The 24595-nt window shown below is 64.7% G+C and carries 23 protein-coding genes; 12 read left to right on the top strand and 11 right to left on the bottom strand.

All coding sequences use genetic code 11. The annotated features are described in order from the left end of the window. Positions 1-12: 12 nt before the first annotated feature. Together ACSQ25_RS21825 and ACSQ25_RS21820 are read right to left on the bottom strand one after the other, a co-directional pair. Positions 13-2664, bottom strand: coding sequence for a bifunctional diguanylate cyclase/phosphodiesterase (locus ACSQ25_RS21825; RefSeq protein WP_436107743.1), 2652 nt, complete (start codon positions 2662-2664; stop codon positions 13-15). A 113-nt stretch (positions 2665-2777) separates the two neighbouring features. Next, positions 2778-3155: a hypothetical protein gene (locus tag ACSQ25_RS21820; protein WP_436107742.1), complete on the bottom strand. Its 378-nt coding sequence runs from the start codon at positions 3153-3155 to the stop codon at positions 2778-2780. Positions 3156-3735: 580 nt separating this feature from the next. Here ACSQ25_RS21820 and ACSQ25_RS21815 point away from each other — a divergent pair. The 4 genes from ACSQ25_RS21815 (at position 3736) to ACSQ25_RS21800 (ending at position 7800) form a co-directional block, all read left to right on the top strand. Beyond that, entirely contained in the window at positions 3736-4242 is a 507-nt protein-coding gene (locus ACSQ25_RS21815; RefSeq protein WP_436107741.1) for a hypothetical protein, read from the top strand. A 141-nt stretch (positions 4243-4383) separates the two neighbouring features. Then, the gene (locus ACSQ25_RS21810) at positions 4384-6324 is read left to right on the top strand and encodes a GAF domain-containing sensor histidine kinase (RefSeq protein ID WP_436107740.1); all 1941 of its coding nucleotides are present in this window, start codon (positions 4384-4386) and stop codon (positions 6322-6324) included. 121 nt (positions 6325-6445) lie between these two features. Continuing rightward, complete coding sequence (locus tag ACSQ25_RS21805; RefSeq protein WP_436107330.1) at positions 6446-6961, top strand: transposase; 516 nt, start codon at positions 6446-6448, stop codon at positions 6959-6961. Beyond that, complete coding sequence (locus tag ACSQ25_RS21800) at positions 6961-7800, top strand: IS3 family transposase (protein WP_436107329.1); 840 nt, start codon at positions 6961-6963, stop codon at positions 7798-7800. Before ACSQ25_RS21805 ends, ACSQ25_RS21800 begins: the two co-directional genes overlap by 1 nt. A gap of 165 nt (positions 7801-7965) precedes the next feature. Here ACSQ25_RS21800 and ACSQ25_RS21795 read toward each other — a convergent pair whose 3' ends face one another. Beyond that, the gene (locus tag ACSQ25_RS21795) at positions 7966-9471 is read right to left on the bottom strand and encodes an HD domain-containing phosphohydrolase (RefSeq protein WP_436107739.1); all 1506 of its coding nucleotides are present in this window, start codon (positions 9469-9471) and stop codon (positions 7966-7968) included. Between the two features lie 164 nt (positions 9472-9635). Then, positions 9636-10376 carry a DNA-formamidopyrimidine glycosylase family protein gene (locus ACSQ25_RS21790; RefSeq protein ID WP_436107738.1) on the bottom strand — a complete coding sequence of 247 codons (741 nt, stop codon included), beginning with the start codon at positions 10374-10376 and terminating at the stop codon, positions 9636-9638. Positions 10377-10542: 166 nt separating this feature from the next. Here ACSQ25_RS21790 and ACSQ25_RS21785 point away from each other — a divergent pair, with 166 nt between their 5' ends. Both ACSQ25_RS21785 and ACSQ25_RS21780 read left to right on the top strand, forming a co-directional pair. Beyond that, complete coding sequence (locus ACSQ25_RS21785; protein ID WP_436107737.1) at positions 10543-11037, top strand: DUF3016 domain-containing protein; 495 nt, start codon at positions 10543-10545, stop codon at positions 11035-11037. 162 nt (positions 11038-11199) lie between these two features. Beyond that, positions 11200-11688: a DUF3016 domain-containing protein gene (locus ACSQ25_RS21780; RefSeq protein WP_436107736.1), complete on the top strand. Its 489-nt coding sequence runs from the start codon at positions 11200-11202 to the stop codon at positions 11686-11688. 60 nt (positions 11689-11748) lie between these two features. Here ACSQ25_RS21780 and ACSQ25_RS21775 read toward each other — a convergent pair whose 3' ends face one another. The 6 genes from ACSQ25_RS21775 to ACSQ25_RS21750 form a co-directional block, all read right to left on the bottom strand. Next, the gene (locus ACSQ25_RS21775; protein ID WP_436107735.1) at positions 11749-12840 is read right to left on the bottom strand and encodes a hypothetical protein; all 1092 of its coding nucleotides are present in this window, start codon (positions 12838-12840) and stop codon (positions 11749-11751) included. A gap of 30 nt (positions 12841-12870) precedes the next feature. After that, positions 12871-13368, bottom strand: a complete 498-nt coding sequence (locus tag ACSQ25_RS21770) for a hypothetical protein (protein ID WP_436107734.1) — start codon at positions 13366-13368, stop codon at positions 12871-12873. Between the two features lie 17 nt (positions 13369-13385). Then, positions 13386-14000, bottom strand: a complete 615-nt coding sequence (locus tag ACSQ25_RS21765; RefSeq protein WP_436107733.1) for an RNA polymerase sigma factor — start codon at positions 13998-14000, stop codon at positions 13386-13388. A gap of 155 nt (positions 14001-14155) precedes the next feature. Then, positions 14156-14599 carry a thioesterase family protein gene (locus tag ACSQ25_RS21760; protein WP_436107732.1) on the bottom strand — a complete coding sequence of 148 codons (444 nt, stop codon included), beginning with the start codon at positions 14597-14599 and terminating at the stop codon, positions 14156-14158. Positions 14600-14614: 15 nt separating this feature from the next. After that, positions 14615-16075 carry a PQQ-dependent sugar dehydrogenase gene (locus ACSQ25_RS21755; RefSeq protein ID WP_436107731.1) on the bottom strand — a complete coding sequence of 487 codons (1461 nt, stop codon included), beginning with the start codon at positions 16073-16075 and terminating at the stop codon, positions 14615-14617. Positions 16076-16164: 89 nt separating this feature from the next. Continuing rightward, positions 16165-17463, bottom strand: a complete 1299-nt coding sequence (locus ACSQ25_RS21750) for a M20/M25/M40 family metallo-hydrolase (RefSeq protein WP_436107730.1) — start codon at positions 17461-17463, stop codon at positions 16165-16167. Positions 17464-17550: 87 nt separating this feature from the next. Between ACSQ25_RS21750 and ACSQ25_RS21745 the strand changes: the two genes are divergently transcribed. The 3 genes from ACSQ25_RS21745 (at position 17551) to ACSQ25_RS21735 (ending at position 19268) form a co-directional block, all read left to right on the top strand. Next, complete coding sequence (locus ACSQ25_RS21745; protein ID WP_436107729.1) at positions 17551-18081, top strand: dihydrofolate reductase family protein; 531 nt, start codon at positions 17551-17553, stop codon at positions 18079-18081. Between the two features lie 75 nt (positions 18082-18156). Further along, entirely contained in the window at positions 18157-18765 is a 609-nt protein-coding gene (locus ACSQ25_RS21740; protein ID WP_436107728.1) for a PH domain-containing protein, read from the top strand. 206 nt (positions 18766-18971) lie between these two features. Beyond that, positions 18972-19268: a hypothetical protein gene (locus tag ACSQ25_RS21735; RefSeq protein WP_436107727.1), complete on the top strand. Its 297-nt coding sequence runs from the start codon at positions 18972-18974 to the stop codon at positions 19266-19268. A 17-nt stretch (positions 19269-19285) separates the two neighbouring features. Here the strand turns inward: ACSQ25_RS21735 and ACSQ25_RS21730 are convergent, their stop codons facing one another. Further along, positions 19286-20305: a hypothetical protein gene (locus tag ACSQ25_RS21730; protein WP_436107726.1), complete on the bottom strand. Its 1020-nt coding sequence runs from the start codon at positions 20303-20305 to the stop codon at positions 19286-19288. A 268-nt stretch (positions 20306-20573) separates the two neighbouring features. Between ACSQ25_RS21730 and ACSQ25_RS21725 the strand changes: the two genes are divergently transcribed. From ACSQ25_RS21725 to ACSQ25_RS21715, 3 genes are read left to right on the top strand one after another with little or no spacing between them, the layout of a single operon-like run. Next, positions 20574-22571: an LTA synthase family protein gene (locus ACSQ25_RS21725; protein WP_436107725.1), complete on the top strand. Its 1998-nt coding sequence runs from the start codon at positions 20574-20576 to the stop codon at positions 22569-22571. Between the two features lie 35 nt (positions 22572-22606). Further along, positions 22607-23332 carry a response regulator transcription factor gene (locus ACSQ25_RS21720; protein WP_436107724.1) on the top strand — a complete coding sequence of 242 codons (726 nt, stop codon included), beginning with the start codon at positions 22607-22609 and terminating at the stop codon, positions 23330-23332. Then, entirely contained in the window at positions 23319-24557 is a 1239-nt protein-coding gene (locus tag ACSQ25_RS21715; RefSeq protein WP_436107723.1) for an ATP-binding protein, read from the top strand. Before ACSQ25_RS21720 ends, ACSQ25_RS21715 begins: the two co-directional genes overlap by 14 nt. The last annotated feature ends 38 nt before the right edge of the window (positions 24558-24595 follow it).

The following is a 24595-nucleotide window of genomic DNA, read 5'->3' as shown; positions in this document are numbered from 1 at the left end:
GAAAAGCTGCGTTCAGCCGCCGCGCGCCAGCAGCGCCTCCACCGCATCGCGTTCCAGCGGCTGGCTGAACAGGAAACCCTGGTACTCGTCGCAGGCCATCTCGCGCAGCACCGCCAGCTGGACCTCGGTCTCGACGCCTTCGGCCACCACCTGCAGCTTGAGGCCGCGCGCCAGGTTGACGATCGAGCGCGCGATCGCGGCACTGTCCTCGTCGCGGCCGAGGTCACGGACAAAAGCGCGGTCCACCTTCAGGCGCGAGACCGGGAAACGCTTCAGGTAGGCCAGGCTGGAATAGCCGGTGCCGAAATCGTCGATCGCCAGGTCCACGCCCAGCTTGCGGATCTCGTGCATGAGCAGGTCCACTTCCTTCTCGCGGCTCATCAGGGCGGTCTCGGTGATTTCCAGCTCCAGGCAGCCTTCGGTGACCCGGTACTGCGCGAGGCAGCGCCGGATCGTGTCGAGCAGGGACTTCTGGTGGAACTGGCGCGGCGACAGGTTGACCGCCACCTTCACCGGCCGGCCCAGCCGGGACGCCCAGTCCTCCATCTGGCGGCAGGCTTCTTCCAGCACCCAGGCGCCGATCGGGATGATCAGGCCGCTGCGCTCGGCGATCGGCACGAATTCGGCCGGCGACACGCTGCCCAGTTCGGGATTACTCCAGCGCAGCAGGGCTTCGAAGCCCACCACGCGCTGCTCGCGCACCGTGACCTTGGGCTGGTACACCAGGCGCAGCTCGCCGCGTTCGACCGCACGGCGCAGCTTGGCCTCGACGCTCAGGCGCAGGCCCAGTTCGGTGTGCCGGCTGGCCGAGAAGAAGTGCACGGCCTGGTCCACTTCGACGCCGGCACCGCTGGCCGCGCCTTGCGCGCTGCGGTACAGCTCGTCCGCGCTACGGCCGTCCTGCGGATACAGGGCGACCCCCAGCACCGGGTTGAGGAAGAAGTCGCGCCCGTCCACGTGCAAGGGTGCCGACATCAATCCGTGCAATTGCAGGGCGAAGCGCTCCACGCCCTCGCGCCCGTCGCTGGCGTCGAGCACGAAGGCGAATTCGCCGCCGCGAATGCGTGCCGCCACCGCCCCGTCGCCACCGGTGCCGCAGGCATCGCGCAGCAGGTCGGCCACCTGGCGCAGCGCGCGGTCGCCGGCGTCGTGCCCGAGCAGGTCCACGATTTCGTGCAGGCGCTCGAGCAGCAGCGCGACGGCGGCCAGTTCGCGCCCGCCCGACGCCGCCATCGTCATGCGTGCCTCCAGCAGGCGCCAGAACTGGGCCTGGTTCGGCAGCCCGGTAATGGCGTCGAACTCGGCCAGCCATGCCAGGCGCGCCTCGGCCCGTTCGCGCTCGGTGATGTCGGTCAGGACGTTCACCAGGTGGGCGGTGCCGTCGTCGCCGGTGAGGCGGGAAGTCAGCTGGATGACCGTGCGGCTCTCGCCGCTGCCGTCGTGCATGGTGCCGGTCGCATCCACGGTGCCGCCGTGCGCCAGTACGGCCTCGTAGCGGCGCTCGCGCTCGGCGTTGGTGCTGTCGAGCACTGCGCGCTCGTCCAGGCCCGGCAGGGTTTCGCGCGGCCGGCCGACCAGGCGCGCGAAGGCCTCGTTCGCCAGCACGATGCGGCGCGCCCCGTCCAGCACCCAGATCGGGGCGCCCACCGCGTTCACGATCGAGGCCAGGTAGTCGAAGCTCTTGGCCAGGCGCGCCTCGCTGGCCGAGACCATGTCGATCAGGCCGAACTGGCGGCGCGAATCGCGCGCCACGCGCCAGGCCAGCAGCGACAGCACCACCGCCAGCAGCAGGTAGAAGACGAGGGCGGTCCAGAGCCGGCCGTACCAGGCGTCGAGCGCCACATGGCGCGCCATGCCGGTGATGATCACCAGGTCGGAACCCTCGACCGTGTCGTAACCGTACAGGCCCGCCGCGCCGTTGATCGGGCTGTATGTCTGGAAGCTGCCGCGGCTGGCGCGCGGAAGCTGTTCGCGGAACAGCGCGGTATCGGCGAATGAGCGGCCGATCCCGGCCGGAAAGCCGGGCCCGCGCACCAGCATGGTGCCGTCGCGGTGCAGCAGGGTGACCGAGCCGCCGGTGCCGAGTTCGACCAGGTTGTAGAGGCGCTCGAAACGCACCGAGTCGACCTGCGCCACCACGGTGCCGATGCGCCGGCCGCTGCGGTCGCGCACCGGGCGCACGAAGTTCAGGATGCCGCGTCCGGTGACGCGGTCGACGTCGGTGATCGTGATCTGGCGCCCGACCTCGCCGACGGGTGGTTTGATGGCGGGCAAGTCGCGCGAACTCTGGCCCGGCATGATGCTGCCGACCGTTTTCCCGGCGGTGTCGAACAGGACGATGCGCAGCAGGTAGGGATGGGCCAGGCCATCCTGCCCGTCGGCCAGGCCCGGCGAGGGCGGTCCTTCGCCCGCCAGCACCATGCGCGCGGTCTGCTGCGCGGCACTGTCGATCGCCTGGGCCACGCCCGCCGTCTGGGCGGAGAAGGCGATCGCCACGTTGCGCAGGGTGACCTGCTCTTCGCGCAACGCGTCCTGGTAGCTGGCGTACAGCATCGCAGCGGTGATCAGGCCGAGCGCAGCGATCAGTCCGGCCGTGACGATCACGAGCCTCGACAGCGGGTAGGGCCGGACCGGTTGCGCGCGTGGCGGGTGCGGGAAGGGCATGTTCGCAGCGGTTCCAGGGTTATGTTCCGCGATTCTACCTGTTCACTATGACAAGCCGCGCCAAACGTGAAAACGGCCGGGAAGACCCGGCCGTATCGGTGCGCGCCGAGGACTCAGGCGGCCGGTTGTATCACGCGGTCCTTGCGGTTGCGGCTGACCAGGTACCAGACGATCGCGACCGGGATCAGCAGCGGCAGCAGCAGCGGCGAGAGCGCCAGCGCGACGGCGACCGCGGCAAAGCCCAGCGCACCGACCACGATCACGCCGACGCCGGCGAACACCACCGCCAGCACCAGGCCTACCACCAGCAGCACCACGCCGGCGATCACCAGGCCGCCACCCGCGAAGACCACGGCCAGCAGGGCGCCCAGCGGCCCGTCGATGTGCTCGCCGTCGATGTTGAAACTCATGAAGTCGGCGGCATCGAAGGCAATGTCCAGCAACAGCACGGCAAACAGGAACAGGATGGCGATCTTGGCGAAGTTTTTCATGGCGGTCCTCTTGGGTTAAGTGTTGGTTCGGTGCGCATTTCGCTGCGGCATGGTTGAACTGTAAGCGCAGCCCGCATGTGCGGCTACGGCTTTGCGACAGGCTGCAAATTCAGCGCGTCGGGACGCGTGCAGACGCGATGAATGGCAAGGACTGCGGAGCAGATTGCAGTGCCTAGAGGCAGCAACCACGAGGCAACAAACGTGGTCGATTTGGCCTTGCAATGAACGAATCCTTTCCTATACTGACAGCCTGTTCCGCAACAGGGGGATCCTATGCACGCAGTCATCCACACGATGGGGGACCACCTGGCCGTTCTGCATCCCGCGTTGGCCAACGGAGGTCCCAAGGGCCCGCCATCGGCGCCGCCGACCATCCCGCCGATCATCATCAATCCGTTCAAACAGGAGGCGCCGCCTCCCGCAGTCGATCCACGCCGGACCCCTGACCGCCCACCGGTGCGGCCTCCGCGCGGCCCGGATTGGCGCTGCCCCCGTTATGCGTAAGGTTTAAGCCAATCGGGCTTCTTCATGGGGCTGGTTTCCTCTATGATCTGTACTTTGCAGCTGAGGAAACACGAGCATGAACGACAACATTGAACACGAGCACGAAGGTTCCGACGAGAACGCCCTCGTGCAGGAAGCCCGCCTGTGGCAGGCCAACGGCTGGACCGCGCGCGTGATCAAGAACGAAGACGACGAAGGCTGGGCCGTCGCCATGTACAAGGACGGCGAGCCGGAACCGGCGCTGGTCGGTCCCTGGACCATGGGACGCGACAAGAAAAACCCGAAGCCGCTCGACGTCAACGCCTTCAACACCCTGGTCAAGACCGCGTCGGAAGTCATCCGCCGCCACGAGCAGCACCTGCACGCCATCCTGCACAAGAACACCGTGGTCTCCACCGAGAACGGCGAGCTGAAGGTGACGCTCGACATCGTGCCGGACGACGACGACCCCTACGCCATCCTGGCCGCCACCGACGAGATGGGCGAGCAGGTGGCCAAGGTGCGGGTGCCGGCCAGCTTCAAGCTGACCCCGGCCTCGGCCTACGCCTGGATCGAGAACGACTTCCGCGCTCCGCGCGGATAAGGAACGGCGCGTCGGGCAGCGCAATCCCTGCCCGGACTGTTGTCTTTTGGCCTTGCCGGGGCGCGGCCAGGCCGCCAAGGCTGTCTGCCGGAACGATCTCCTGCTAATATTTCCCTTGGGAATTAATTACCAAGGAATAGCATGGAACGTCTTGCCCGACTGGAAGCGGTCCAGTCGATGCTGCTGGAGATCGGGGAACTTTCGACCTCGTGCAGCGACATCGTCGACTTCATCGGCGCGGTGCACCGCGCGCTCGGCCGCATCATGTATGCGGCCAACTTCTATGTGGCGCTGTGCGACCGTGAGGAGGGGACCATCTGGTTCCCGTATTTCGTCGACGAAGCCGACGACGAAGTGCCGGTGGCCGGCCAGAAGGTGGCGCTGGCGGCCCCGGAAGATTCGCCGACTTCCTGGGTGGTGGTGAACAAGCGCCGCCTGATGATCACCGCCGACGATTTCCACGCGCGCGAGCGCGAAGGCATGCAGTGGGGCCACGGCTCCGCCGCCGAGCACTGGATGGGGGCGCCGCTGCTCGACCGCCACCAGCAGGCGCTGGGCGCGATGGTCATCCAGAGCTATACCAAGGGTGTCACCTACAGCGAGGAAGACCAGGCGCTGTTCTCGGAGATCGCCAACCACGTGTCGAATGCGTTGCAGGGCCTGCAGAGCATGGACCGGCTCGAGCGCGCGGTGCACGAGCGTACCGCGGCGCTGGCAGTCGAGGTGGCCGAGCGCCGCCGCGCCGAGCAGGTGCAGCACGCGCTGTACCAGATCGCCAGCCTGTCGGCGCAGGCGCTGGATACCGCCACCCTCACCGCCAGCCTGCACCACATCATCGGCGAGCTGATGGTGGCGAAGAACTTCCTGATCGGCCTCTATCATCCGGATACGCAGGAAATCAGCATTCCCTACTTCGTGGATGAAAAGGACAGCACGGCGCCGGTGACCCGCTTCCCATTCGGGAAAGCCATGTGCTCCTACGTCCTGTCGAGCAAGCAGGCGCAGCTCCACGACGCCACCAGCTTCCGCCACCTGGTCGCCAACGGCCTGGTGCAGGAACCGCTGGGGAACCACGACATCGCCAGCTGGATGGGTGCGCCGATGCTGGTGCACGACCAGCCCTACGGCGTGCTGATCGTGCAGAGCTACGACCCGTCGACGGTCTACACCAAGGCCGACCTCGACCTGCTCGCCTTCATGGCCAGCCACGTCGCGGTGGCGCTGGCACGCATGCAGGCCGACCGCAAGATCCGCAAGACCAAGGAAACGCTGGAACTGCAGAACGCGGCGCTGAACGAAGCACTGCACAAGCTGCAGGAGGCGCAGTCGGAGCTGGTGCGCCAGGAGAAGCTGGCCTCGCTGGGCCGCCTGGTGGCCGGCGTGGCGCACGAGATCAATACCCCGCTGGGCATCTGCGTGACCGCGACCAGCCACCTGGTGCAGGAGCTCAAGCTCACGCGCGAGGAGCTGGCCGCCGGCGAGATGACCGAGGACAGCCTGAACAGCTTCCTCGACATCGTCGACCAGTCGCTGCGCATCATGACCACCAACACCCAGCGTGCGGCGGCGCTGGTGCGCAGCTTCAAGCAGGTGGCGGTCGACCAGTCGTCCGACGACATCCGCAACTTCAACCTGTGCAGCTACCTGAACGAAGTGCTGCTGTCGCTCCAGCCCAAGTTCAAGGGACGGCCGGTCAAGGTCGAGGTGGACTGCCCGAAGGACCTGGTGATGGACAGCTTCCCGGGCGCGGTGTCGCAGATCGTGACCAACATGCTCATGAACTCGCTGGTGCACGGCTTCGAGCGCGACCAGGCGGGAACCATCGCGATCCGCGTGGCGCAGGAGGGGGACGAGGTGGTGTTCGACTACGGCGACGACGGCGCGGGGATGGACCAGGACACGCTGGACAAGCTGTTCGACCCCTTCTTCACCACCAAGCGCGGCACCGGGGGCAGTGGGCTGGGGGCGCACATCCTGTACAACTTGGTGACGGGGGCGCTGGGCGGGACGGTGAAGGTGGAAAGCGCGCCGGGGAAGGGCTTGCAGTATCACCTGCGCTTCCCGCGTTCGCAGAAGAAGTGAGAGGTGCGGTGTGGCCGTCGCGATGACGCCTCACTTCACCTGCATCCTATGAACCGCCATCCCGGCGAAGGTGAACTGCCACTAGAAAGTTGGACAGCAAATGTTCACTTTCGAGGGGTAGATGGTTAAGTACACGAAGAAGACCAAGCTCAAGGTCATCAAGCAGTATTTGGATGGGCAGCTCGGATATCACCGGCTGTCAGTCAAGCTCGGCATACCCGCCTTCACGATCCGGCGTTGGGTAGATGCGTATCGGTTGCACGGCGATGAATCGTTCGAGAGGCGCCGGGACCATTACCCTGCCGAGTTCAAGCTGTTGGTGCTTCAGCACATGTGGGACAATGGAGCCACGATCAATCAGACGGCTGCGTTCTTCAATATTCCTCATCCGGACAGTATTCGCACCTGGGCGAAGCGATACGACGAGGGAGGTAGCGAAGCACTGGGCCGTATAGAAACCGCTGTTCCAGCTATGCCGACTCGACTGCCGCCACCCGACGATAAACCCGTGCACGAACTCACGCGCGAAGAGCTGCTCAAGCGCGTCGAGTACTTGCAGATGGAGGTTGCCGTCCTAAAAAAGCTGGAAGCCTTAACTCAAGCGAAGAAAGCTGCTGCGCAGAAAAAGCGCAAGTAGTGCACGAGTTAAGGCAGTCCTACCCCGTTGTGGCGCTGCTGAAGGTTGTGAAACTGGCTCGTAGTACGTTCTACGCTTGGGATGCGGCGCGCAAGATGCCGGACAAGTACGCGAAGGCCAAAGAGCTGATCAAGCAGATCTACGAAGATCACAAGGGGCGCTATGGCTATCGTCGTATCGCAATCGCACTACGCGCGCACGACATCCATCTGCACGCAAATACGGTGCAGCGCCTGATGGCTAAGCTCGAGCTGAAATCAACACAACGGATTAAACGATACAGATCGTTCAAGGGACATGTCGGCATTGTCGCGCCTGACCGACTGCAGCGCGATTTCAAGGCCGAGGCACCAAATCAAAAATGGGTAACCGACGTGACCGAGGTGAAGGTCGGTGACGAAAAGGGTTACCTGTCGACCGTCAAAGATCTGTGCACACGTGAAATCGTAGCTTATGAACAGAGCTTACGTCCGACGATGGACATGGTGATGTCGATGATGAAGAAGGCCTTGTCTACGCTTAGGTCAGGAGAGACGCCAATCCTGCACTCGGATCAGGGATGGCACTACCAGATGCCCGATTTCCGTAAGCTTCTGAGCGACCGCAACGTGTTGCAGAGTATGTCCCGTAAGGGTAACTGCCTTGATAACGCAGCGATGGAAAGCTTCTTTGCAGTGTTCAAGACCGAATGTTTTCACAAGCAGAAATTCGACAGCATGGATGCGTTGCGCAGCGCCATCGACGAGTACATCCAGTACTACAACACGCAGCGCATTAGTACCGTCTTGGGCGGCCTGACCCCATCACAATGCAGGGCCAGGCACGCTCAAGTAGCTTAAAATCAGTGTCCAGCTTTTGTGTGGCAGTTCAAGGCCGGGATCCAAGTTTGTGTGCTTGGTGAATGCGGTTACGCTAGTTGTACGCGACGGAATTGGAGAGAATAATGCCGGTGGCATTATTCTCGCCTACGCCGGGATGACGGTCTTCAGGGCGGTGGTGACAGCTTAGTCCGGCCACTGCGCATTGATCTCCAGCGCCGCGTCCATATTCTTGATCAGCAAATCCACGTAATGCGGATCCAGGTGGTGTCCCGCCACCTCGCGCAGGTGTTCGGTCACCTTGGCGGCCGGCCAGGCGTCCTTGTAGCAGCGCTTGTGGCTCAGGGCGTCGAATACGTCGGCCACCGCCACGATGCGGGCATAGGGGTGGATGGCCTCGCCCTTCAGGCCCTGCGGATAGCCGCTGCCGTCGAACTTCTCGTGGTGCTGGTGGGCGATCACGGCTGCGGCCTTGAGGATCGGACGCTGGGAGCCGTCGAGGATCTGCAGGCCCACGGTCGGGTGCTGCTTCATCACTTCCCACTCTTCCTCGGTCAGCTTGCCCGGCTTGAGCAGCACCGCGTCCGGCGTGGCGATCTTGCCCACGTCGTGCATCGGCGCGGCGTGCATCAGGGTCGCGGTCTCGTCCTCCGGCATGCCGGCCGCCTGGGCCAGCAGGTGGCAGACCTGGGCCATGCGGCGCACGTGGTTGCCGGCTTCGTTGGAGCGCGATTCCACCACGTCGCCGAGGCGCAGGATCAGCTCCGCCTGGGTATCCGTGATCTCCTGGTTCAGCAGGATGTTGTCGAAGGCGATCGCCACGCCCGAGCAGAACACCTCGAGCAGCTGGGCGTCGATTTCCGCGATCTCTTCCACACCCTTGAGCACCAGCAGCGAGGCCTTGCCGGTGCGGTTCGGGAAGTAGCCGACGTAGGTGTCGCCATGCAGGCGCGAGATGCGGTTGTGGCGCGCGTCGTCCAGCTGGGCCACCAGTTCCGGGCCGATCTCGTCGCCTTCCATGTCGCCGATCCTGGCCAGCACCTCGTACTGGCTTTCGCCGGTGATCACGCTCGCACCTTTCAGGCGCAGCAGCATGCTCTGCTCCAGGCGCAGCAGCGCCACCACCTGCTGCAGCAGGCCGTTGGCGAAATCCTTCAGGTTACGCTGCTGGAAGATGTGGGTCGAGGCGGCGATCACGCGCTCCAGGCCTTCGCGGTAGGTCTGCTGGGCGCGGCGCGCTTCCTCGACCTTCATGATGTCGCGGTAGGCGCGCAGGGCGGCGAAGGTGGTCGTGAACAGCTTGGTGCGATCGAGCTCGGTCTTTTCCTTGTAATCGTTGATGTCGTAGTCGACGATCACGCGCTCTTCCGGCGCCTGGCCAGGCTGGCCGGTGCGCAGCACGATGCGGGTGAACTGGTTGTCCAGGTCCTGGCGCATCCAGCGCGCGACCTCGAGGCCGCTGTCCTCGTTCTCCATGACCACGTCGAGGAAGACCAGCGCGATGTCCTGCTCGCGCGCCAGCACTTCCTTGGCTTCGGCGCCGCTGTAGGCGTGCACGAAGCTCAGCGCACGGCCGTCGAGGCGGAAGCGGGACAGGGTCAGCTTGGTGATGTCATGGATGTCCGGCTCGTCGTCGACCAGCAGGACTTTCCATGGAGCCAGCTTTGGCGCCGCGTTGGAGAGGAAGGACATAAGCTTACCGTTTGCTTTGGGTTGATCGATCGCACAATCAAGCGGCAAAAAATTAAATAAGACATAGCCGCAAGTCAAAACGATTGTAGTACGACCATCAGCCCTTAACAACAGGCAACATTAAAAGTGTTGGTTAACGATGTCACAGAGCATCAAAACACCGCTCAAACGTAGCGTTTCTGGCAGCGCTCGCAGTAGAAACTGCGGCGGTTGCTGCGGCCGAGATTGGCCTTCAGGAAGGGAATGTCACAGCGCGGGCAGATGCGTTTGGCATGCGCGAGCCAGTGCTGCTTGAGTACGTACTGGCGTTTCCAGGCAAGAAAGTCGAAGGAGTACTGGCGTGCCTCGTCGACGAGAAGCCGCAGCTTCGGGGCGGGCAGGGCGCCGACCGTCGACAGCGGATGGACCCGGATGCGGAACAGTACTTCATTCTTGATGATGTTGCCGACGCCGGAAAAAATGTCCTGGTCGAGCAGGGCGTCGCAGGCCAGCATGTCGGGCTGCGCCCGCAGCTTCTTGCGCGCCTTCTTCGGGTCCCAGGCGTCCGACATGACGTCGGCACTGAAGTCATAGGCCTCGTAGGTGGCGCGGTCGATCTCCCTGACCTGGCAGGCGTAGAGGTTTAGTTCATTGCCGTTGGCGGTTTCGATCGACAGGCGCGGGGTCTTGCCTTCGCGCCCCTCGTTGATGCGGTAGGTGCCGAACAGCAAAAAGTGGACCCGGACGACCATGGCCGGCGTCTCGATCAGCAGGTGCTTGCCCCAGGTATGGATCGCCTCGATGCGCTGGCCGATCAGGCGCGCCGGATCGATGGCGCGGACGTTGCCGTCGGCGCGGACGATTTCCTGGCCGCTGAAGTCCTTGACCAGTTCTTTCAAAATATACAGTGACGGTCCTTCCGGCATGCTCGGCCTCCTCTCCGCCATTGTCGGCCGAGTCCGAAATATGCCCTGTGCGTAAGCTAACCTTCAGATACAAAACTTCCACAAAAGGGGCATGGAAAAGCAGCGGAAAGCGCGTATATTTATTGATGGGTAAAAATATTGAACAACGAAACGGAGAGAGATGAAGATGAAGTCCTTGATCGCTAAAGCAGCTATTGCAGCCGTATTCGCCCTGGGCGCGGGCGCCGCCTCCGCGGCCGTGACCGTCAATTACGTCAACATGGACCAGTTCGCGGACCTGCCGAGCACCGACTGGGAGCGCGAAGAGGTGCTGAAGGGCCTGGCCGACTACATCAAGAAACTCGGCGCAGACCTGCCGGCCGGACAGGACCTGACCATCAACATCTACAACGTCGACCTGGCCGGCCGCGAATATCCAGGCAACCGTGCCAGCGGCGACATGCGCGTCCTCGAAGGCAAGTCCGACTGGCCGCTGATCGAGCTGCAATACAGCCTGAGCGCCAACGGCCAGGTGATCGACAGCGGCACCGCCCAGATCAACGACGTGAGCTACATGAACCGCATGATGAAGCGTTCCCAGGAAACCGACCGCCTGCGCTACGAGAAGCGCATGCTGCAAGCCTGGTTCAAGAAGACTTTCCTGGACAAAAAGCCCGGTTGAAGCGGCCGGATGGAAGAACGGCGCCGCGGCGCCGTTTTTTTTCGCCTGCCTTCTGCCCCTAACATCTGGATACAAAACTTCGACAAACCGGGGACTGGAAAGCCGGCGCAAAGGGCGTATATTCAAGATACGGATGCATATGAAACAAAGAAAGGAATTGCAATGAAAGCCTTGATCGGCAAGACGGCCCTCGCGGCAGTCCTCGCGCTGGGTGCCGGCGCCGCCTCGGCGGGCGTGACCGTCAATTACGTGGAGTCCGACAAGTTCGCGGACCTGCCGTTCGCGCCTTGGGAACGGAAGGAAGTGCTGGACGACCTGGCGAGCTTCTTTGCCGAACTGGGCAAGTCGCTGCCCGCCGGCCAGGACCTGACGGTGGACGTGACCGAGATCGACCTCGCCGGACGCGAGTACCCGAATTCGCGCGGCGCGCGCGACCTGCGCATCCTGAAGGGCGGCGCGGACTGGCCCATCATGGAGCTGCGCTACACCCTGAGCGCCAACGGCCAGGTGCTCACCAGCGGCAATGCCAAGCTGACCGACATGAATTACCTGGGCCGCGTCAACCGCATGTCCGACGGCGACCGCCTGCGCTACGAAAAGCGCATGATCGAGGACTGGTTCAACAAGACCATCCTGCAAAAGAAGTCCTGAGCGGCCTTTAACCTGCATGAAAAACGGCGCCGCGGCGCCGTTTTCCTTTTCTGCCTGCGATCAGCCGTTCTTCTCGACTCTGGCCCGGACCGCCGCCGCCTTCTCGGCCGCGGCCTTGACGATCGCCGCCGTATCCTTCACGGTGTAATCAGAGGGCACGGTGAACAGGGCGGCCGCCGGTTCTTCGCGCTTCAGGCTCTCGGCGCGGAAAACGAAGTCGCCGCTGCGCGGGTCGCTGCGCTTCTGGTATACCACGGCCTTCAGTTCCGGCGAGGTCCAGGTCTCGGTGCTGACCACGATCGGGTTGCGGTTGCCGATCTCGCCGGCCGGGATCTCATAGCTGCGCTGGACGCCGGTCGCCTTCACGCCGCTGAATTCGCGGGTGCCGAGGTCCCTGGTGTCGGCCTTCGAGGCCCATTTATGCTCGTCGAGCGCGCCGGCGATCATCGGCGCCACCCGCGCAGCAGCGTGCGCGCCCGCCACCTGGGCGATACGGATCTGCACGTCCTTGTGCTCGCCCGCGGCGCCGGCGGAGCGCTCGACCTGCTTGATGATGACGCGCTCGCCCTCGGGCAGCCTGCCTTCGCGGCGCAGTTCTTCGATCCTGATGCGTGCCTGGTCGGCGGCGATGCGGGCCTCGGCGCCGGCGACGCGCGCCTCGGTGGCCGATGCGCGTGCTTCGGCGGCGGCGGCACGGGCCAGTTGGCGCGCGGCGAGCGCCGTGGTATCGGGTGTCTTGATCTTGAGCGCGGTCTTGTCATGCGGGCGCAGGACGTAGCGCACGCCTTCCACCGGGTCGTGGATCGTCACGAGGCTCACTGCGCCGTCTTCGTTGCGCACGTCGGTGCGGGTGCGGCCGGCGCTGTCGCGGTAGCTCATCGTGCTGGTCTTGCGGACGATCTGGTTGCCGTCGCCCAGGGTCTGGATGCGTTCCGACACCATCTCGGCGCTGTACGGCGCGTTCTTGACCATGCGGGGATTGGCCATATGCACCATCGTCGCGCCGCCGGCGGCGGCGTGTGCGTCGCCGGCGCCGCGGGTCACGATGCGGCGCTCGACGCGCGGGTCGTCCTCGAAGCCCATTTCCCCGGCCAGGGCCGGCGCGAAGGCGCAGGCCAGCAGTGCTGCAATCAAGATCTTCGTGGTTTTCATCGTTTCCTCTTGTGGGTGATTGATTAAGGCCTAGTTGGCGGAAGTGAGCCGCACGGCCAGCGGATGGCCGTCGGCGGCAATCAGCATTTCGGCGCGCACGGTGTCGGCCGCGTTGTCCGGGCTGACGGTCACGCCGAGCGGCGCCAGCGCGGTGCGCGGCATCTCGGCCTCGACCAGCTGGGCATCGGGTTCGGCTTCGATCCGCTCGAGCGAATCGAGGGCGACGAAGGCGCCGCCGTTGTCGAAGCTGACCAGCGGCGGGCTGTCCACGCTCACCGCCTGGTGCGGCGACTGCGCCAGCAGCAGGACCACCGCCGTGAGCGAGCACAGGGCGCCGGCCGTTCCCCATTGCGGCAGGCTCAGGGCCTGGTACCAGCGGCGCTTCGGTGCGTGGTGCTGCGCGAAGGCCTGCAGCAGCTCTTTTTCCACGCAGCGCGGGGTGTCGATGCCCGCCAGTTCGCCGCGCAGGGCAGCGAAGGCGGCGTCAAGCCCGGCTTCCGGCTTCTCGTTCGTGTCCCTGAAATTCATGTCCATCTCATGCTCCATCAATTCGTGTGGCTTGCCGGCGCGTGCGCCTGGAGGCGCCTGGCCAGGGCCGCCCTGCCGCGCGACAGGCGCGAGCGGACGGTGCCGATGTCGACCTGGCAGACCATGGCGATCTCCTGGTACGACAGTTCATGCAGTTCAAACAGGATGACCACGTCGCGGTAGTGCGCCGGCAGCAGGCCCAGCGCGCGCCGCACTTCCTCGGCCGCCTCGTTGCCCAGCAGGCGGGCGAGCGGCTCGGCGCCTTCGCAGGCGATATCCAGATCCAGCTCGCCATCCTGATCCTCTTCCCCCCGGGGCTCGGGCAGCGCCACCTGGCGCCGGCGCGCTTCCTCCATCTTCAGGATGAGATTGCGCGCCACCCCGAACAGGAAGTGCTGCAGCTGGCCGCGCAGCGGATCGAAACCGAAGCGCCGGGTCAGCAGGCCCATGAAGGCTTCCTGCACCACGTCGGCCGCCATGTCCGCGGAACCGCAGCGCATCAGTGCGTAGCGGTACAGCGGCCCCTGGTGGCGCCGGTACAGCGCCGTGAAGGCGTCGGCGCGGCCCGCATGCGTCTGGCGCAGCAGTTCGTGGTCGGCGGTGTCGGAGGTGAGGGCGGTCATGGTCGTCATCTTTACCTGTATTCCGTCGACGGGGCAGGAAAGTTCCAACTATTTTGGAAACGACGAGAAAGCTTGGCTAAACATGCTCGCGGCATGCGCGAGTAGCATGGCCCGGCGGGTGCCGGTCAGGACAGGCTCGAGGACTGCCGGGCCATCGATCCGGCTCAGTCGACCCAGTTCACCCGGTCGAACTTGCCGCGGAACTCTTCCGGCATGGCGACGACCTCGCTGGTCTTGTAGTTGAAGAAGACGAAGCCTGACTTGGCCATGGCGATCAGCTTGCGGTCGCGCGGGCGGGTGATGCGGAAGATGATGTCGCCGCCGTACTTGTTGAAGTCCATGACCCCCACCTCGAACAGCAGCTGGTCGCGCGCATGCGCCTCGGCGCGGTAGGTCGTGGCCAGGTCGGTGACGATGATGCCGGTGCCGTCGCGCTCGGTCTCGGCGACGCCGAATTCGAACAGGAAGCGCGCCCGCGCCTCGGAAATCATCGAGATCATCGAATCATTCCCGAGGTGGTTGCCGGCATTGATGTCGGTGACGCGTACCGACATCGGGGTGGAGTAGTAGAACTGGTCTTCGGGGAAGGAAAGTTGTAATCGTGCCATTACTCTATTGTAAGCTCACGGAGTGGTCGAACGTACAATTCTATAGACGATGCCGCGCGACGTCATGAGATACAACTCGCCCTGGCCATCCTGCCCGAAAGAGACCACGTTGCCGATGTCGCCCACGCTCCAGTCGCGCTGCTCGCCGACGTTGCCGCCGCCGGCCAGGAAGCTCTTGAGGAAACCGCGGCAGAAATCGGAATAGAAATAGCGTCCCTGCAGCCCGGGGATCGCGCTGCCGCGGTAGACGAAGCCGCCCGTGATCGAGCAGCCGTTGGCGTCGTTGGTCCCGTGGTCGTACTCGAAAACGGGCAGGGTCAGGCCCGTGCGGTCGCAGGTGGCGGCGTTGTAGCACAGCGTGCCTTCCATCGTGTTCCAGCCGTAGTTCAGGCCGGCCGCGTCGGCCGCGCCGATGTTGACCTCTTCGCGCCGGTCCTGGCCGACGTCGCTCAGGTAGAGCTGGTTCCCGTCGAAGCTGAAGCGCCATGGGTTGCGCAGCCCGGCGGCCCAGATCTCGGCACGCCGCCCTGCCTGGTTGAGGTAGGGATTGCCGGCCGGGATCGCATACGGCTGGGCGGCGCTGGCGTTGCGCACGTCGATTCGCAGCAGCTTGCCCAGCAGAGAATTCAGGTTCTGGCCGTTGCGGTTGGGGTCGCCCGCGCCGCCGCCGTCGCCGGTGCCCAGGTAGAGGTAGCCGTCCGGGCCGAAGGCGACCTGGCCGCCGAAATGGTTGGTGAAGCCGGGGTGCGGAATGCGCAGGATGACCAGGCCCGAGGTCGGGTCGGCGAGGTTGGGATTGCTGGCGGCGCTGAAGCGCTCGATCACGATGTTCTGCTGCGGGTCGGTGTAGTAGATGTAGAAGTAGCGGTTGCCGGCGAACTGGGGGTCGAAGGCCATCGACAGCAAGCCGCCTTCGCCGCCGGTGAAGACGCGGCCGCTGATGTCGAGGAAGGGCGCGCTCAGGGTGTTGCCGTTGTCGACGATGCGGATGCGGCCAGCCCGTTCGACCACGAACAGGCGTGCGTCGCCTGCCGGGGCGGTAAGGAAGGTCGGGTTGTCGAGATTGGACGCCACCTGGCTCAGCGCGATGTTCACCGGCGCACCGCCATAGGCCACCGTGACGCTGGCGGTGGCGCCGGCCGTGACGACCGCGCTCTGGGTGGTGGGCGAGGCCGTGTAGGTGACGCCACCGGCGGTGACGGGCGCGGCGGTGACGGTGTAGCTGCCGGGCGCCAGGCCGGTCAGGGTCTGCGAGCCGGTCAGGTCTTGCTGGAAATTGCTGGGGCCGTTGACGCGCACCGAAGCGTTGGTGCCTGCGGGCAGGCCGCTGGCGGTGACGGCCAGGGTGCCGGTGGTGGCCGTCGGCGGCGGGTTCGGATTCGGGGTCGGGCCGGGGGTGCCGGGGCTGCCGCCGCCTCCGCCGCAGGCTGTCAGGCAGAAGCAAATGACGATCAACAAGGTGGTCCAGGCACGCATGACAGCCTCCGGGAAGCGGCATATCGGTACCTCATTGTGCAGCGAAGCGGCAAGCTATGCCATTGAAATTCGCCTGCCGTGCGCGCCTGCTAACGCGTCAGGCGGTACATCAACAGTGCGGCGCGGATCGCCGAACGCTCCAGCGAGCCCAGGTCGACCCGCTCGTTCGGCGAGTGCGCCCCGCCGCCGCTGGCGCCCAGGCCGTCGAGGCTGTCGATGATGGGGGCGATGAACTGGATGTCGCCGGCGCCGCGCGCCGTCGGCGGCACCGTCCCCACTGCGCCCAGGCCGGCATCCAGGCTGGCCTGTGAATACAGGTCGAGCAGCTTCAGGTTGCCCGGCGTGACCGCCATCGGCGGATAGGAATCGCGGAAAGTGATGCTGGCGCTGGCGCCCGGCAGGCTGTGCGCGACGATCTCGCGCATGCGCGCGTGGGCGCGGTCGCGCTGTGCGTAGTCGAGGTAGCGCAGGTCGCCGCGCACGGTCACCGTGTTGGCGATGACGTTGGTCTTGCCGGCCGCCGCCCCCTTCGCATTGGCTTCGTCGAAGGCGACGTCGGTGCCGCCCAGGATCACGCCCGGGTTGAAGGTCAGGCCCGGCTCGACTACCTGCTGGCGGAAGCCGTCGAGGATGCGCGCGGCCTCGTACACGGCGCCAAAACCGCCGGGGCCGAACACGCCCTGCGAATGGCCCTGGCGTCCCTTGACGTCGAGGTCGAAGGTGGCGGTGGCGCGCCGTCCCACCGTGGCCATGGGCTGGCCCTCCGGCCCGGTGACGGCCCCTTCGAAGCTGAGCGCGACGTCGCTGAGTTTCGCCAGTTCGACCATGTCGCGGCGCGAGACCTCGCGCGGGTGGCCGGCATCTTCCTCGTCGCCGGTGAACATCACGGTGACGGTGGCATTGTCCAGCGCGCCGGCACGGTGCAGGGCGCGCAGGGCGGCGATCACGACCACGTTCCCGCCCTTCATGTCGCCGACGCCCTGGCCGCGCGCACTGTCGCCCTCGCGTTCCCACAGCGGACCGGGGGCGTCCTGCTCGAACACGGTGTCGAGGTGGCCGAGCAGCAGCAGGCGTTTGCCTTGCTTGCCCATGCGGTTGGCGACGAGGTGGCCGGCGCGTTTCATGTCGCGCGGCATGTCGATCCACACGGTCTTGAAGCCGAGCGCTTCCAGCTCTTTCCGATAGACTTCGCCGACGGCGCGTACGCCCGCCAGGTTGAAGGTGCCGCTGTTGATGCGCGCGCTGCGCTCGAGCAGATTGATCGCCTCAGGGTGCCAGGCCCTGACCTCGTCGGCGATGCGCTGCTCGGTGGGCGCCAGGCCCTGCGCCTGTGCGGCCGTGGCGAGCAGGGCGGTCAATACGAAGGAGAGAGCGAGCTTGCGCGGCATGTCGGCATCCTGTGTGATGAAGATATGCAACTTTACTAGCTTCTCGCTCTGATGCACACTGCAAAGTCTCATCGCGAAAGGTTTGCCATGGCCAAGCTCGTATTCGGAATGAACCAGTCGCTGGACGGCTACGTCGACCACATGGCGTTTGCGCCCAGCCCGCAGCTGTTCCGCCACTTCATCGAGGAGGCGCGGGCGCAGACGGGCAGCCTGTACGGCCGCCGGATCTACGAGATCATGCGCTACTGGGACGAAGAGCATCCAGAGTGGAATGCGGACGAACAAGCCTTCGCGGCGGCGTGGCGCAGGCAGCCGAAGTGGGTGGTGTCGCACTCGCAGGCACCGGTCGGCCCGAATGCCCAGCTTCTCGAAGGCGATCTGGCAGGCGCGATCAGCAAGCTGAAAGCCGAACACGACGGAGAAATCGAAGTCGCCGGACCGGACCTGGCGCGCAGCCTCACCGAGCTGGGCCTGATCGACGAGTATCGCATCTACCTGCACCCGGTCGTGCTCGGGCAGGGCAAGCCTTATTTCGCCGGACCGCGGCCAAGGCTGCGCCTGCTGGCACACGACCGGATCGACGAGGATGTGATCAGGCTGCGCTACGTTCCCGCCTGACCATGGCTTGATGGAAGGATATTTACGGGATTCAAATAGTGCTAAGCTAAATCCTTTCATCACGCGAGGGCGATCATGTTCAAGAAACTGGCGGCGGAAGCACTGGGCATCAGCGATATCGGCGTCATCGTCGGGCCTGCGGACTACAGCAAGGTCGATGCCGACGATTACCTGTTCAACGAAGACGGCGAACAGATCTTCTTCCTCATCAAGAGCAAGAAGGACGAGTACTGCTTCACCAACCTCGCGCTGATCCACGTGGACGGCGACTCGGCCGTGTCCTCGAAGCGCTCGATCAAGCGCTATGACTACGCGACGCACCAGATCTCCGCGGTCAGCATCGAGACGGCGGGAACGCTGGACATGGATGTCGAACTCAAGTTCAATGTCGACAACACGGTGTTCTCGATCGACGTGAAGAAGACCTTCATCGAACAGCTCAAGGATATCTACAAGGCGCTGATCTCGATCGGCAAGCAGCAGAAGCGCGATGCGGCCTCACGCGACAATGCGCTGCGTGCGCTGGATGCCACGGCTTCGGTGCACAAGCTGAATGTCGCGCATGGCGAAGGCGGTCTGGTTACCCTGTACAGCGATCTGCTGGAGGCCTTGAACACGGCGATGTTCGAGACGCATACCAGGCGCGATTTCAGTGACGTGTTCGCGAAGTACATTCATAACTGAGCCCAGGTCCAACAGCCAGCGATGTGTTGCTCGTTACGGTGTGGACGAACGGGCACGCACCGCTATAACTAATGGAACTTTCTGCTTGCATTATTCATAAGATATCCCCTAGACTGGATCCGATCGCTCGCACTGGAGAAACCGCGCGAGCGATTCTATTCAACCGCTATCGATCTTGTGGCGCTATGACTGAAATACCTGCATTCATGGAATTTCTCGTTGACGAACGGGCGCCAGGCGTACCGGCGGAGGCCATTGCGGAAGTGCTGGACAGGCTGATCTGGTGTGTCGCCGACAATGGAGAGAAAATTCTCGAGGTGCGGGATAACTGGTTGCAGTCGGGAGACGAATACAGGATCGCGGTGGCCCTGTCGATGAACGACGTTTTCCCGTTCAACACCAGGCGGCAACTGGAGGAGGGGCTGGCCGGCATCGCCTTCCGCTTTCCTGGCTTGCGCGGCAAATGCGTCGAGTGGCTGGGTTATTCCAGCGAGCTGCCCTGAACCCTCGTTTCCTGCTTTCAGTCGCTGCCTAGCGCAACGCGCGTCGGCGCATCCCGCTCCACCCGCAGCGTCTCGCCCTCCAGCATCAGCTCCGTGACCTGGATCGTGCTGCGCCGCTGCTCGACCCCATCTTTCTTCGCATCCGACCCATGGCGTCCCGGATGGGTAAAGTAGAACAGCCACGCCCGGTCGCCCCTGACCACGACGTCGCAATGCCCGCCGATGACGCCGTCGTCGATTCCCGTTCCCGGCTGTTGCAGCAGATTGGCCGGCTGGCGCGTCCAGGTGCGCGCATCCGGCGAGCGGTACACGGCCAGTCCACGCCAGACGTCGGTGATCATCCACCATGCGCCGCGCCACTGGAATACTTTCGGCCCTTCGCCTGCCTGGTCGGCCACCACCTTGCCGCGGTCGGTCCAGCTGATCAGGTCCGGGCTGTCGGCGTAATAGATCGACTTGTGATCGCGCTCGTTGTTGTACCACATGCGCCAGCCGCCGCCGGGCAGGCGGGCGAGGCCGGCATCGATGACGCGGTCGGAAGCGAGCGGGATCTCGCGCGCATTGCGCCAGGTGCGCAGGTCGCTGCTGGTGAGGTGGACGATGCGGCGCGGGTGGTTCCAGTCCGTGAACACGCCCGGCACCACGGTCAGGAACATGTGGTAGCTGCCGTCGTCGGCGCGCACCACGTCGGGCGCCCAATGGGTCGGCTCGGCGCCGGCCAGCGCCGCCGGCAGTTCGATGTCGGCGGTGCCGAGGTAGCTCCAGCTGGCGCCCTCGTCGCGCGATTCGGCGATGCCGATCCGGGTGCCGTGGATCCACGATACCCCCGGAAGACCCGTGGCCGTGGCGCGGCGGTTGGTGTAGAACATCCACCAGCTGCCGCGTGCGGCATTGCGGATGACGACGGGATCGGCGGCGCCGTCGAATACCGGATCGCGGAACAGCGGCTTGGCGGCGAGCTTGCCGCGTTCAGGCACGGCCTGCTGGACCGGAGCGGCCGGTCCGGATTGCGCAGCCGCGAGCGCACTGGCGAGCATGGAAGCACAAACGAGGCAGCGCAGCAGGGGTGTCATTGGCATGGGTGGGGTAAGGAGCAGGGCAGAGGCCTAGTATCTGCATGCACGCCCGGACCAGTCAATCCTGGCGGAGCAGCTTGAAGAAAGAATCACGAAGCTGATCAGGTTTTTCCGGTTTAACGCTTTCTTAACGCGCCGCTAACGTCTGGATAATGCTGAGCTGTCCAGGATAACGCGCCAGCCAGGGGCTTGCGCTCCTGCTCATTCAAGCAGCTTTAGATCGGTAGAAATGGTCGTTCGAACCTCAGGTATCCGCAGCAAAATTCAATCATGCGGGGAGCGGCTCGCGCGCATCACCAGATGGGCCGGGCCCTATGCCGGGATCCTGCAGATGCTGATGATCGGGCTCGCCCTCCTGTCCCTGTCGCGCATCGCGCTCGTGATCTGGCAGTGGGAGAGGGTGCAGGCCACAGGCATGTCCAGCCTGATGTTGATACAGGGCGTACGTGCCGACCTGATTCTGCTGGGCTATTTCGCGGCAATTCCGCTATTGATCGCACCCTTCACCGCGCACCGGTCTTCCGCACGCTTCTGGAACGCCTTTGTCGCGTACTGGGGGACCTTCGCCCTCATCTTCATCCTCTTCATGGAACTGTCGTCGCCGCAGTTCATCATGCAGTACGATGTCCGCCCCAACCGCCTGTTCATCGAATACCTGGCCTACCCGCGCGAGGTGTTCGCCACCCTGTGGAAGGGCTTCCGGGTGGCGCTGATCGGCGGCGTCTGCATGACCCTCCTTCTCGGGGCGGCAATCGTCGTCCTGCTGCGCCGCGCGTCGACGCAGTCGGTCATGTGGCCCGCGCGTAAGCTGCTCCTGGTCTGGCCGCTGGCATGCCTCGTCGTATTCATGCAAGTACGCTCGACGACCGGGCATCGCCCGGCCAACCCGGCGATGTTCGCCCTCACCGGCGACGCCATGGTGAATTCCCTGATCATCAATTCGGGGTGGTCGGTCCTGACGGCCTGGCGCTCGATGCAGAATGAGGCGGTTTCCTCCGAGATCTATGGCGATATGCCACGCGAGCGGGTACTCGCGGAAGTGAGGGCAGCACCCTGGCTGCGCGACGCGCGCTTCGACAACAGCGCGCTTCCCACGATGCACCGGCAGGAAGCCGCGATCGCGCGTCCACGCCCGCTCAATCTGGTAATCATCCTGCAGGAAAGCCTGGGCGCGACCTTCGTCGAATCGCTCGGCGGCTTGCCTGTCACGCCCGAGCTCGAGAAGCTCAAGCATGAAGGATGGTGGTTCGAGCAAATGTACGCGACGGGCACGCGCTCGGTGCGCGGCATCGAGGCGGTGGTCGCCGGCTACGCGCCCACGCCGGCACGCAGCGTCGTCAAGCTGTCACTGGCCCAGCAGAATTTTTATACGCTGGCGGCCGGACTGGGGCAGCAGGGTTATCACACCGAGTTCGTGTATGGCGGAGAAGCGCATTTCGACAATATGCGCAGCTTCTTTACCGGAAACGGCTTCCAGAATATCGTCGACATGAAGGAAATGCGGCCTGCCTTTATCGGAAGCTGGGGCGCATCGGATGAAGACCTGTTCGACAAATCGCTGGAACGCCTCGCGCAGCTGCACGCTGAAAAGAAGCCCTTCTTCAGCCTGATTTTTACCTCGTCCAACCACGAACCCTTCGAATTCCCGGACGGGAAAATCGCACTGCACGATCCGGTCAAGCAGACGGTGAACAACGCAGTCAAGTATGCCGATTTCGCCCTCGGAAAATTTATTCGACAAGCAAAGAAGGAAGCGTACTGGAAAGACACGGTCTTCCTGATCGTTGCCGATCACGATAATCGGGTCTATGGCAATAGCCTGGTGCCGATCAAGAAATTTCATATCCCGGCGCTGATCCTCGGTGCCGATGTCCAGTCGAAGCGCATCGACAGCATTGCAAGCCAGATCGATCTTGCTCCGACCCTGCTGTCGCTGCTCGGTGTGTCGAGCGAGCATCCGATGATCGGCCGGGATTTCGTCCGTGACAGCACAGCCCCCGGCCGTGCCCTCATGCAGTTCAACAATTACTATGCCTGGCTGGAGGGTGGATCGGCGACCATCCTGCGTCCGGGACAGTCGCCGCTGCAGGCGGACTACCATGCCGCTACCGGTATACTGGATCCAAATATGGGCACCCCGGACCAGCAGCGGGTCGCGAAGGCGATGGCGCATGTGATGCTGCCGTCGCTGCTCTACCGCGAGCAACGCTACCGTTTGCCGCGTTGAACCGGTGTCCCGCCTGATTGCTCTAGAATAGCCGCATGCGCGTCCTCATCGTCGAAGATCACCCCGATATCCTCGCCAATCTCTACGGTTTCCTGGAACCGAAGGGCTACCAGCTCGACTCCGCCCGCAACGGCTATGGCGGACTCGCGCTCGCCTCCGAACACGATTACGATGTGATCGTCCTCGACGTCATGCTGCCCGGCCTGAACGGGCTGGAGCTGTGCCAGAAGCTGCGCACGGAACTCGGCAAGCTGACGCCGGTGCTGATGCTGACGGCGCGCGACACCTTGTCCGACAAGGTCGCGGGTTTCGACAGCGGTGCCGACGACTACCTGGTCAAGCCGTTCTCGCTGGTCGAACTGGAAGTGCGCCTGAAGGCGCTGGTACGCCGTTCCGCAGCCAGCCATACGGTCCACGCGGCCATGCGCTTCGGTGAACTCAGCTTCGAGCCCGATACCCAGGAAGCCTCGCGCGCCGGCGTTCCCGTGGTGCTGACGAAAACCGGCTACACCTTGCTGCGCTGCCTGCTCGCCGCCGCCCCGCGCATCGTGACGCGCGAGTCGCTCGAACATGCGGTGTGGGGCGACAACCGGCCCGACAGCGATGCGCTGCGCACGCATATCCACGCCCTGCGCCAGGCGATCGACAAACCCTTCGCCACGCCCATGCTGAAGACGGTTGCCGGCGTCGGTTACAAGCTGGTGCAGCCGGATGCGCCGGCTGGCGAGGACTCCGTCGCGGCGCGCGATGAAAAGCGCTGATTCGCTGCAGCGGCGCATCATCGTCGCCTTCCTGTTGTTCGGCATCGGCGCCTCGGTGTGCTTTGCACTGATCGCCGCCCTGGCGGTGGAAGGCATCGAGGTGGAGCTGGTGGACAAGCGCCTCGAGGCCGCCGTTGCCTGGGCCGCGCCGCGGCAGGCGGCGGGACTCGACGTCGACATGCCGGCCGGCCTGCGCTTCCACCGGGGTGCGGCGATTCCCCAGACGCTGCGCAATCTGGCGGACGGCGTGCACAAGGTCGACGTCGGCGATACGCGCCTGCACGTCCTGGCCGGGCAGGATGCGCGCGGAAGCTGGGTGCTGGTCGACCACGAGAGCGATTACGACAAGATCGAAGTGGTGGTGTATTCGATGTTTGCCGCAGCCTTCGCCGGCTTCCTGCTGCTGGCCGCCATGCTGGGCCGCTTCCTGGGCAGGCGGGTGGTGACACCCATCCGCGAGCTGGCGCAGTCGGTCGGCAACGACACGGCGTCGGCCGCCCTCACGGGGCGCAAGGATGAGCTGGGTGTGCTGGCGCGCGCCCTCGAGGCGCATACCAGCGAGCTGCGTGCCTTTCTCGATCGCGAACGCTATTTCACCGGGGACGTCAGCCACGAATTGCGCAGCCCGCTGACCGTCATCATGGGCGCCGCCGAGATCCTGATGCAGGGAGCCGACTCCCCCGCAGTGAGCGCACCGGCCGAGCGTATCTATCGGGCAGCGCGTGAAGCGGCTGAATGCATCACCGTGCTGCTCCTGCTGGCCCGTGCGCCGGAACTCGGCGACCAGGCTCCCGTTGCCATCGACGACATCGCGGAGGACGAAGTCGAGAAATACCGGCCGCTGGTCGCGGGCAAGCCGGTCTCGCTCCATTTTGCCGATGGCCCCGCGCTGGCGGTGCGCGCGCCACGCGAACTGTGCGCCGCCGCGATCGGCAACCTGGTGCGTAATGCCTGCCAGTACACCGACCAGGGGGAAGTCAGGGTCGTGCTGCTGCCGGGTGCGGTCGTCGTCGAGGACACCGGGCCGGGCCTGCCGCCCGCCGTCGTCGCGACCCTCGGCCGCGGCGGTGCCAGCCCGTCGACCGGATCATCGGGCACTGGCCTGGGCCTTGCCCTGGTGCGCCGCATCTGCGAGTTCCTGGATGCCGGCTTCGCCTACGCGGAACGCGAGGGCGGCGGCAGCCGCTTTACCATCAGCTTTCCCAAGGCCCTGACGAAAACTTAACGCCGCGCTGACGGAGCGATCACGGCCGTCACACTAAG

The organism is Massilia sp. LjRoot122 (genome assembly GCF_964252725.1).
GTDB lineage: Bacteria > Pseudomonadota > Gammaproteobacteria > Burkholderiales > Burkholderiaceae_D > Telluria.
The sequence above is the reverse complement of the archived record's forward strand: the minus strand, read 5'-3'. Positions and strand labels throughout refer to the sequence as shown.